The sequence below is a fragment of the Streptomyces sp. NPDC031497 genome (assembly GCF_055580905.1).
The window spans coordinates 50,780-61,337 of sequence record NZ_JBVIKO010000021.1; the positions used below are offsets into that span (position 1 = coordinate 50,780).

Consider the following 10,558-nt stretch of genomic DNA (forward strand, 5'->3'; position numbering starts at 1 on the left):
GTGCTCGGGGACGGTTCGGTCAGGCGTCGCGTTCCGGGCCGCGGCGGAAGGCCGCCAGGTCCTCGGTCAGCGCCCGGGCCACCCCGGCCTGCTGTTCGGCCAGGTAGAAGTGGCCGCCGGGGAAGTCGCGCAGGGTGAAGGCGCCGGCGGTGTGGTCGCGCCACTCCTCGGCCTCGGCGAGGGTGACCTGCGGGTCGTCGTCGCCGACGAGCACACTGATCGGACAGCGCAGCGGCGGCCCGGGCAGGTATCGGTAGGTCTCCACCGCCGTGTAGTCACCACGGACGGCCGGCATGATCATCTGGATGACGTCCTCGTCGAGGAGCAGCCGCTCGTCGGTGCCGTTCAGGCGGCGGATCTCGGCGACGACACCGGCGTCGTCCATCGAACGGACCCCGCGGTCACGCACCTTGGGCGGGGCGGTGCGGCCGGAGGCGACCAGCCCGAGCAGATCGAGCGAGGAGCCCCGCTCGATCCGGCGGGCCACTTCGAACGCCACGCACGCGCCCATGCTGTGCCCGAACAGCACGAGCCGGCGCCGCGGCAGGGACTCCAGCACGGTGAGGATCTCGTCGGCCAGTTGCGAGATCGCCGTGCGGGGCGGTTCGGCGCGCCGGTCCTGGCGGCCCGGGTACTGCACGGACAGGACGTCGGCGACGGGGGCCAACGCGTCGGCGAGCGGCCGGAAGTAGCTGGCGGAGCCGCCCGCGTGCGGGAAGCAGACCAGCGCCAGGTCGGTGTGCCGGGGCGCCGGCCGGTAGCGGCGGATCCAGAGTTCTGGTGCGGTCAGTGTGTCGGTCATCCCCGTACTCTCCGTGTGCGGTGGGGCCGCGGCCGGGCGGCCGGGATCGGTGGGGCCGTCGGCGGTTGGTCGGGAGCGGCGAGGCCGTCGCCGTGTGATCGGGAGCGGTGAGGCCGTCGGCAGGCGGTCGGGAGGGGTGAGGCCGTCGGCGGGGGGGCGGGTGCGGGGCGCTGTGTGGATGCGGGGCGTGCCCACCGGAGGGTTCCGGTGGGCATCCGCCCGGTGGCGTGCGGGTCAGGCGGTGACCCGGACGGGCAGTTCGGCCAGGCCGCGCATGATGATGTTGGGGACCCGGGCCGGTGAACCGGTGACCGGTTCCAGGTCCAGCGCGGCCAGCGCGGAGACCGCGGCCTGTGCGGTGAGCCGGGCCAGCGGGGCGCCGACGCAGAAGTGGATGCCGAGCCCGAAGCCGAGGTTGCGGCCGGCGGGCCGGTCCAGCTTCAGCTCGTCGGGGTCGTCGTAGACGTCCGGGTCGTGGCTGGCGGCGCCGATCATCAGCATGACCTGCTCGCCCGGCTGGATGGTGTGCCCGGCGATCTCGGCCTCGGCCAGGGCGACCCGGGAGATCATCTGCACCGGCGTGTCGAAGCGCAGCATCTCCTCGACCGCGGCGGGCACCTGGCCGGGGTGGGCACGCAGCCAGTCCCGCTGGTCGGGTCGGCCCAGCAGCGCGAACATGCCGTTGCCGATCAGGTTCACGGTGGTGGCGTACCCGGCGGAGAGCAGCAGGGTGCAGGTGACCTCAAGCTCCTCGGGGGTCAGCGTGTCGCCGCCCTCCTCGACGGCGACCAGTTCGCTGATGAGATCGGTGCCCGGCTTCGCCCGGCGCTGCTCGGCCAGTTCGCCGATGTACCGGTACAGCTCGGCGCGGGCGTTGTCGCGTTTGGCGATCTCCTCGGGCCCGAGCAGGAAGCTCGGGTCCAGGCCGCGGGCGATGTCCCCGGACAACTCGTCGAAACGGGCCGCGTGCTCGGCCGGGACGTCCAGGAGCGCGTTCTGCATCCGGCCGGGCAGCGGGTGCGCCACCGCGCTCATCAGGTCGATCGGACCGTCGCCGGCCTCCGCGCGCGCGGTCTCGATCAGCTCGCGCACGACCTGTTCGGCGGTGCTGCGCATCCGGTCCACCTGGCGAGCCGCGAACGCCTTGCTCACCAGGGCGCGGATCCGGGTGTGCTCGGGCGGGTCGGAGAAGATGAACGGCCGCACCACCGTGCCGTCGGCCTCGGTGCGGAAGTGGTCGGCGACGGTGGCGCCGTCGCCCCAGCCGAAGCGCTGGTCGCGCAGTACGGCCGAGCAGGCCTCGTGCCCGGTCACCGCCCACAGTCCCAGCGGGGTGCGGGTCACCGGGCCCTTCTCCCGGATCTGCGCATAGACCGGGTAGGGGTCGGCCAGGAAGGCCGGGTCGAAGGGGTCGAAGGGCAGCAGCTGGGCTATGAAGCCCGGGTCCAGCATCGGTGCCTCGGTCATCGCTGTCGTTCCCAACCCCGCGCGGTGACCGCCGTCACCGCGCGGAAAAGAGTCTCGGTACGGAGAGGGGCGAGGGGTGGGCGGGAGAGGTCAGCCCGTGGTGGCCGGGGTGGCCGCGGTGAACGTCACCGGCAGGTGGTCCAGGCTGTTGGCCACCAGGCTGGGGGTCCAGGTCAGCTTCTCGTCGGGGACGGCGAGTCGGAGGTCGTCGAACCGGTCGAACAGGGTGCGCAGCGCGATCCGGGCCTTGAGCCTGGCCAGGGGGGCGCCGATGCAGAAGTGGGTGCCGTGGCCGAGTGCCAGGTGCTTGGAGGCGTCGCGGTGGATGTCCAGCGTCTCCGGGTCGCTGAACTGGCCCGGGTCGTGGTTGGCCGCGGCCAGCGAGATCATCACGTGCTCGCCCGCCTTGACCCGCGCGCCGCCCAGCTCCATGTCCTCCGTCGCGAAGCGGTACACCACCGTGAACACCGGGCTGGTCAGCCGCAGCAGTTCCTCAATGGCCGGGGCGAGCCTCTCGGGGTCGTCCCTGAGCTCGGCCAGCTGCTCCGGGTTGCGCAGCAGCGCGAGAATGCCGTTGGAGAGCAGGTTGATGGTGGTCTCGGCGCCGGCCAGGAGCAGCAGCATGACTGTGGAGCGGATCTCCAGGTCGGCGAGGGCGTCGCCGTCCTCGTTGGCCTGCACCAGACCGGAGATGAGGTCGGGGCCGGGGTCGGCACGGCGCTGCGCGGTCAGTTTGGTCAGGTACTCCTCGAACCAGCCGACCGAGGCGACGACCTCCTCGGGGCTGGAGGAGTTGCCGAGGCCGACGAAAATGTAGGTGTTGCGTTCGAACTCCTCGACGTCGGCGAGCGGCACGCCGAGCATCTCGTAGAGCACCGTGGAGATCAGCGGCGAGATGAACGAGGCCTTCAGGTCCGCGGTGCCGGCCTCGGCGACCGCGTCGAGCAGTTCGTCGGTGATCTGCTGGATCCGCTCGCCGAGGTCGGCGACCCGGCGCGGGGTGAACGCCTTGGAGACCAGTCTGCGCAGCCGGGTGTGCTCGGGCGGGTCGGCGAGGTTCATGTGCTGGTTGAGGATGGACTTACCGCCGTCGTAGCCCACGGAGGGCCACAGCTCGGGCAGCGCGTTGTCGAAGTGCTTGCTGAGCTTGCGGTTGTTGAGGGCGGCGAGCGCGTCGTCGTAACGGGTGATCATCCAGACGGGGTTGCCGTCGGGCAGCAACAGCTGCTCCACCGGGCCTGGTTCGGGCAGCCCGGGCGCCCAGGGGCGGGGGGCCGCCGCGGCGTCGGCGTGCACGGGACAGCCGGTGGCCGGTGCGCCGTCGGGGTTGGGCATGTCGTGTCCTCTCGTCGTGGGTGCTCAGCTCGTGGGGTGCCCGGCCGTCACCGGGCGGTCGTGGCCGGGGACGCCGGGGTGGGGACCAGTGCGGCGAGCTTCGCGGCGGCGCCGGGGAACCGGTCGGCGGGCCCGGCGGCGGCCACATAGCCGTCCGGGCGCAGCAGCACGTACTTCTCGGTGGGGCCGTCCAGCGGGAAGTGCGCGACCAGTTCGGGCAGCCGGTCGGTCAACTCCGCCGCCTCGGTGGCCAGTCGGGTGTCCTTGCCGCCGTAGGTGATCAGCTGGAACCGGCCGGCCAGTTCGTCGGCCGGCTTGGGGATCCACCGGGGGTCCCGGGTGCCGGGGCGCGGCCGGGCGCGTTCCGTGCCGCCGAAGAGCACGTCCGGGTAGTGGCTGCGCCAGCCGGCCAGCATCGGCGCATAGCCGCGGGCCAGTACGCCGGTGGCGTCGAACAACCGCCAGGTCAGGTTACGGATCTGACGGGCCAGCGGGCCGACCACGGCCTGCCGGGCCATCCGGCCGGTGGCCTGGAGGGTCTGCTCGATCGCGGCCCGGCGCTCGGGGTCGTAGGTGTCCAGGACCGACTCGTCGAGCCGGCCATGCACCACGCCGGCGAGCTTCCAGGCCAGGTTGCGGGTGTCGGGGATCCCGAGGTTGAGGCCCTGGCCGCCGATCGGGCTGTGCACGTGGGCGGCGTCGCCGACCAGGAAGCAGCGGCCGGATCGCAGGGCGCCGGCCACTCGCTCGTCGCTGGCGAACAGGGTCACGGTGCGCACCTCGGTGAAGCGGAGCCCGCCGGGGCCGCGTTCGTCCAGCAGCGCCTGGGCCTGCTCGGCGGTGGCCTCCGTGCCGTCCGGGACCGCGCCGGAGATGCGGAACTCGCCGCCGGGCAGCGGGGCGATCAGCGCGACTCCGCTGTCGGCGAGGAAGTAGTGGATCTCCTCGGTGCTGATCCCGGCGGTGCCGTGCTCGCCGGCGATGCGTCCCTCGGCGAGCAGGAAGGTGGCCGGGAACCGGGCCCCGGAGAAGTCGATGCCCAGCTGGGCGCGGACCTGGCTGTGCAGGCCGTCCGCGCCCACCACCCAGTCGGCCTCGATCTCGGTGGTGGTGCCGTCGGCGCGGCTCGCGGTGACGGTGACCGTGTGCGCGTCAGGGGCGACCTTGGTGACCCGGGTGCCCCACTCGACGTCGACGCCCCGGTCGGCCAAGGCCTCCGCGAGCAGCCGGCCGGTGTGCTCCTGGGGCAGCACCAGCGGGGCGTTGGCCTCGCTGAGCGGCACGCGCACGCTGCCGCCGGAGCCCAGGTGGTAGTGGAGCGCGGCGGGCTGCACGCTGTCGCGGGCGGCCCGCTCGGCGAGCCCCAGTTCGCCGAGGACCTCCCGTACCGGCGGCCACAGCAGGATCGCCCGGGAGCCGGTGTGCGGGTGGTCCGCCGCGTCGACCACGGTGACCGCCACGCCGAGCCGGCTGAGCTGTGCGGCCATGGCCAGGCCGCACGGGCCCGCGCCGACGACCAGAACGGTGGTACGTCGTTGTGTCACTGTTTCTCCAACCACTCGTGCACCGCCTGGGCAGTACGGTCGGCATGCTCTTCGAGGACGGTGAAGTGGTCGCCGGCCAGCTCCACCACGTCGTGCGGGTACGCCCAGGACGCGGGCGGGCGGTCGAACCCGGTGAGCGGCTCGGTGGCACGGGCCACCAGGACCGGCGTGCCGGAGTCGGCGGGCTCCCAGTCGGTGAGCAGCCGCAGATAGCCGCCCATGGCCGTGAGCCGGGCGTCGGTGACCGCGCCGCTCTCGGCCAGCCGGGCGCGCATCTGCTCGAACAGGGCGGCGCCTTCGGTGGGGAGTTCGGGGCCGAAGACGAAGGTGTCGACGAGGACCAGCCCGGCGGCCGGCCGGCCCCGTGCGGCCAGTTCGGCGGCGACGCCGTCGGCCAGCAGGCCGCCGGAGGAGTAGCCGACCAGCACCACCGGCCGCTCCCCCGCCGCCGCCTCCACCTGCCGGGTGGTGGCCGCGATGGCGGCGGGCCGGTCGGCGGGCAGCGGTTCGCCGTCGAGGTAGCCGGGCAGGGCGAGTGCCGAGACCGCGCGCCGGCCGCGCAGTCCGGCGGCGAACCGGGCGTACTGGTGCGGGCCGGAGGTGGCCAGCACGGTGGGCAGGCAGACCAGGAGCGGGCCCTCGTCGCGGGCGGTCAGCTCCACCGGGCCGGGCAGCGGGCCGGCCTCGTCGGCGGAGCCGAAGGTGGTGCGCAACTTGGCTGCGGCGCCGAGGAATTCGACGAACTCGCCGGTCTTCCCGGCTTCGGCCGCCTCGCGCCACAGGCCCGTGAACACCCCGGTCTCGGGGGTGGCGGCCGGGTCCGGGCCGAGTTCGTCCCGCAGGTGCCGGGCGAGCGCCTCGGGGGTGTCGTGCTCGAACAGGGTGGCGGCGGTCAGCCGTAACCCGGTGGCCGCCGAGAGCCGGTTGCGCAGCTCCAGGGTGGTCAGCGAGTCGAAGCCGTGTTCCAGGAAGCGGCGGCCCGGGTCGATCGCGGAGCCGTCGGCGAAGCCCAGGACGGCGGCGGCCTGTCCGGCGATCGCGGCCAGCAGCGCGCCGTACCGCTCGGCGGCGGGCAGGGCGGCCAGCCGGCCGGCGTCCGGGGTGTCCGGGCCGGTGGGCTCGCGGCGGCCACGGTCGGGGGTGAACTCGGCGATGAGCGGGCGCGGTCCGGTGACGGTGTACGCGGCGCGGAACCGCGGCCAGTCCACGTCGGCGAGCAGCAGCCGGGTGTCCCCGGCGGTGAGCGCGGCGCCGAGCGCGGCCAGGGCCCGCTGCTCGTCGAGGACCGCGATGCCCCGGCCGGCCAGCCGTTCCCGGCGGGTGGCCGCCACCCCGGTGGTGTCGGCAGGGTCGTCCCACGGTGCCCAGGCCACCGACAGGGCGGGCAGTCCGGCGGCGGCGCGGTGTTCGGCCAGCGCGTCCAGGGCGGCGGCGGCCGCGGCGTAGCCGGCCTGGCCGACGCCGCCGAAGGTGCCGGACACGGAGGAGAACAGCACGAACGCGGTGAGCGGGGTGTCGCGGGTGAGGTCGTGCAGGTGCCGGGCGGCGGTGACCCCGGCGTTGGGTGCGGTGGTGCCGTCGAGGGCGGTCAGGGGCGCCTCGGTCAGCGGTACGGCGGTGTGCAGCACGGCGGTGACCGGCTGCCCGGCGAGCAGGTCGGCGACCGCCTCACGGTCCGTCAGATCACAGGTGGCGGTGTGTACTTCGGTGCCGAGGTCGCGCAGTTCGGTGACGAGGTCCGCGGCCACGGTGGTGTCGGGGTCGGCGGTCAGTAGCAGTGCGGGGGCGCCCGCGGCGGCCAGCCAGCGGGCCGTGGCCACGCCGACGGCGGTGTCCGCGCCGGTGACCAGGGTGGTACCGGTGGGCCGCCAGACGGTGCCCGCCGGGGCGGTCAGCGGGCTGCGGACCAGGCGGCGGGCGAACAACCCGGCGGGGCGGACGGCCAGTTGTTCCTCGCCGGTCCGCCCGGACAGGGCAGCGCACCAGCGGGTCAGCGCCCGTTCGTCGGCCCCGGCGGGCAGGTCGACGATGCCGCCGGTGAGGGCCGGGTGTTCCAGGGACACGGTGGGGGCCAGGCCCCACAGCCCGGCCCGGTCCGGATCGCCGTCCGGCTCGGCGTCCAGGGCCACCGCTTCCGTGGTGGTGAACCACAGCGGCGCCGCCACGCCCGCTTCGACGAGGGCGCGGACCAGGGTCACGGCGGCCGGCCAGGCCAACAGGGCGAGCACCCCGGCGGGCTGCGCGCCGGCCAGCGCGGTGCGCAGGGCTTCCGGGTCCGGCGGGCCGGCGGCGACCTCGACCCGGATCACCCGGGCGCCGTGCCGGGCCAGGACGTCGGCTTCCGGACCGGTGTGCCCCGGGGGTACGGCGACCAGCCAGTCCCCGGACAGCCGGGCGCTCGCCGGGTCGGGCACCGGCCGCCAGTCCAGGGTGTGACGCCAGGAGTCCACGACCGACTGCTCCCGCCGCTGCCGCCGCCACGCCGACAGCGCGGGCAGTACGGCGGCCAGCGGTGCCGTGTCCAGTTCCAGGGCGTCGCTGAGGCCGGCCAGGTCGGCTTTCTCGACCGCTTCCCAGAAGCCGGACTCCATCGGATCGGAGGTCGCCGTGGCGGCGGTGGGGTCGGGCTCCGGCCAGTAGCGCTGCCGCTGGAAGGGGTAGGTGGGCAGGTCCACCCAGGCGGTGTCCCGGCCGGCCAGGGCGGCGCCGAGGTCGACCGGGGCGCCGCGGGTGTATGCGTCGGCCGCCGAGCGCAGGAAGCGGTCCAGGCCGCCCTGGCCGCGGCGCAGCGAACCGACCGCGGCGGCATCGGCACCGGCGTCCTCGGCGATCTCCTGGACGGCGGTGACCAGCACCGGGTGCGGGCTGACCTCGACGAAGTACCGGAACCCGGCGGCCAGCAGGGTGCGTACGGCCGGGTCGAAGGCCACCGGCCGGCGGGCGTTGTCGAACCAGTACTCCGCACCCAGGGTGCCGGTGTCGGTGAAGGCGCCGGTGACGGTGGAGCAGAACGGCACGTCGGTGGCGGTGGGCCGTACGTCCGCGAACATGTCCACGATGCGGTCGTGCAGCGGGTCCACCTGGTCGCAGTGCGAGGCGACGGTGGAGGCGACCAGCCGGGCGCGCAACCCGTCGGCGGTGGCCTCGGCGACGAACCGATCGAGGCCGGCCGGCTCGCCGACCACGGTGACCGCGTTCGGGCCGTTGACCCCGCCGATGTGCAGCGCGTCGCCCTGGGCGGCCAGCCGGGCGCGGACCTGCTCCTCGGGCGCGGCCACCGACACCACCGCGCCGTTGCCGCGCAGTTCGTCGGCGAACAACTGGCTACGCAGCACCACGATCTTCAGCGCGTCGTGCAGGGACAGCGCCCCGGCCGCGCAGGCGGCGGCGATCTCGCCCTGGCTGCTGCCGACCACCGCGGCCGGGGTGAGGCCGTAGGACCACCACAGTTCGGCCAGTGACACCATCACCGCGAACAGCACCGGTTGCAGGATCTCGATGCGCTCCATGTCGGGCGCGCCGGGCGCGCCGCGCAGCACGTCGGTGAGGGACCAGTCCACGAAGGCACGGGCCGCGGTGTCGCACTCGGCGAAGTGCGCGGCGAACACCGGCGCGGAGTCGAGGAGTTCGGCGGCCATGCCGGCCCACTGGGAACCCTGGCCGGGGAACACGAACACCACCCGGTCGTCCGGCGCGGCGGTGGCGCTGACCAGGGTGTCGTGCGACCGGCCCGCGGCCAGGGCGGCCAGGCCCTCGGCGGCGGTGTCCGGGGCGGCGGCGACGACCACGGCACGGTGTTCGAGGGCGGCGCGGGAGTGCGCCAGGGCCGCCGCGAGGTCGGGCAGCGGGGTACCGCCGCGTACCAGGGGCAGCAGGCGTTCGGCCTGGGCGTGCAGGGCCTCGCGGGTGCGGGCGGAGACGGGGAGCGCAACCGGGGTGGCGGCCGGGCGCGGAAGTGGTGTGGCAGTCGCTGTGCCGCGGTCGTCGGTGGGGTACTCGCGGTCCGGCTCCGGCGCCTCGAACTCGTCGGCCTGTTCCAGCAGTACGTGGGCGTTGGTGCCGCTGATGCCGAACGCGGAGACGCCGGCGCGGCGCGGGCGGCCGGTCTCCGGCCAGGGCTGCTCCTCGGTGAGCAGCGCCACCGCGCCGGAGGCGAAGTCCGCCTCGGAGGTGGGCGCGTCCACGTGCAGGGTGCGCGGCAGCCGGTCGCCGCGCAGCGCCATCACCGTCTTGATGATGCCGCCGACCCCGGCGGCCGCGCCGGCATGGCCCAGGTTGGACTTGAGCGAGCCCAGCCACAGCGGCCGGTCGGCGGGCCGGTTGCGGCCGTAGGTGGCGAGCAGCGCGTTGGCCTCGATGGGGTCGCCCAGCGCGGTCCCGGTGCCGTGTGCCTCGACGGCGTCGATGTCGGCGGCGGCCAGGCCCGCGTCGGCGAGGGCGGCGCGGATGACCCGTTCCTGGGAGGGCCCGTTGGGCGCGGTGAGCCCGTTGGAGGCGCCGTCCTGGTTGACCGCCGAGCCGCGCACCACGGCGAGCACGCGGTGGCCGTTGCGGCGCGCGTCGGAGAGCCGCTCCACCACCAGGATCCCGGCGCCCTCGGCCCAGGCGGTGCCGTCGGCGGCCTCGGCGAACGCCTTGGCACGGCCGTCGGGGGCCAGGCCGCGCTGCCGGGACAGTTCCACGAACCCGGCCGGGGTGGACAGCACCGACGCGCCGCCGGCCAGCGCCAGCGAGCACTCGCCGCGGGCCAGTGACTGGCGGGCCAGGTGCAGGGCGACCAGGGAGGCCGAGCAGGCGGTGTCCACGGACAGCGCGGGGCCCTCCAGGCCGAGGGTGTACGACAGCCGTCCGGAGAGCACGCTGACCGCGTTGCCGGTCAGCAGGTACCCCTCCAGGTCCTCGGCGGCCTGCGCGGCGAGCATCCCGTAGTCCTGGGCGCCGCTGCCGACGAACACGCCGGTCCGGCTGCCGCGCAGGGACAGCGGGTCGATGCCGGCCCGTTCCAGCGCCTCCCAGGACGTCTCCAGGAGCAGCCGCTGCTGCGGGTCCATGGCGAGGGCCTCGCGCGGCGAGATCCCGAAGAACGTGGCGTCGAAGTCCGCCACGTCGTACAGGAACCCGCCCTCCTTGACGTAGGTGGTGCCGGGCCGGTCCGGGTCGGGGTCGAAGAGGCGGTCCAGGGGCCAGCCGCGATCGGTGGGGAAGGCCGACATCACGTCCCGCCCGGCGGCCACCACCTCCCACAGGTCCTCGGGCGAGGCGATGCCGCCGGGGAAGCGGCAGGCCATGCCGACGACGGCGACCGGCTCGGTGTCGCGCTGCTCGTAGTCGCGCAACCGCTGCCGGGTCTCGTGCAGGTCGACGGTGACCTTGCGCAGGTAGTCGCGGAGACGGTCGACATCACTCATGA

General features: G+C 74.8%; 4 protein-coding genes and 1 pseudogene. All 5 read right to left on the reverse strand.

Translation table 11 applies throughout. The annotated features are described in order from the left end of the window. Positions 1 to 19: 19 nt before the first annotated feature. The gene (locus ACZ5K7_RS34755; protein WP_351702259.1) at positions 20 to 802 is read right to left on the reverse strand and encodes a thioesterase II family protein; all 783 of its coding nucleotides are present in this window, start codon (positions 800 to 802) and stop codon (positions 20 to 22) included. Between the two features lie 234 nt (positions 803 to 1,036). Further along, positions 1,037 to 2,269, reverse strand: a complete 1,233-nt coding sequence (locus ACZ5K7_RS34760) for a cytochrome P450 (protein WP_468919843.1) — start codon at positions 2,267 to 2,269, stop codon at positions 1,037 to 1,039. Positions 2,270 to 2,359: 90 nt separating this feature from the next. Beyond that, complete coding sequence (locus ACZ5K7_RS34765) at positions 2,360 to 3,604, reverse strand: cytochrome P450 family protein (protein WP_468919846.1); 1,245 nt, start codon at positions 3,602 to 3,604, stop codon at positions 2,360 to 2,362. A gap of 47 nt (positions 3,605 to 3,651) precedes the next feature. Then, on the reverse strand, positions 3,652 to 5,148 hold the full coding sequence (locus ACZ5K7_RS34770) for an FAD-dependent oxidoreductase (protein WP_468919849.1): 1,497 nt from the start codon (positions 5,146 to 5,148) through the stop codon (positions 3,652 to 3,654). 23 nt (positions 5,149 to 5,171) lie between these two features. Continuing rightward, positions 5,172 to 10,556 (reverse strand): annotated as a pseudogene (locus ACZ5K7_RS34775) (type I polyketide synthase); the annotation flags it as partial. Positions 10,557 to 10,558 lie beyond the last annotated feature (2 nt).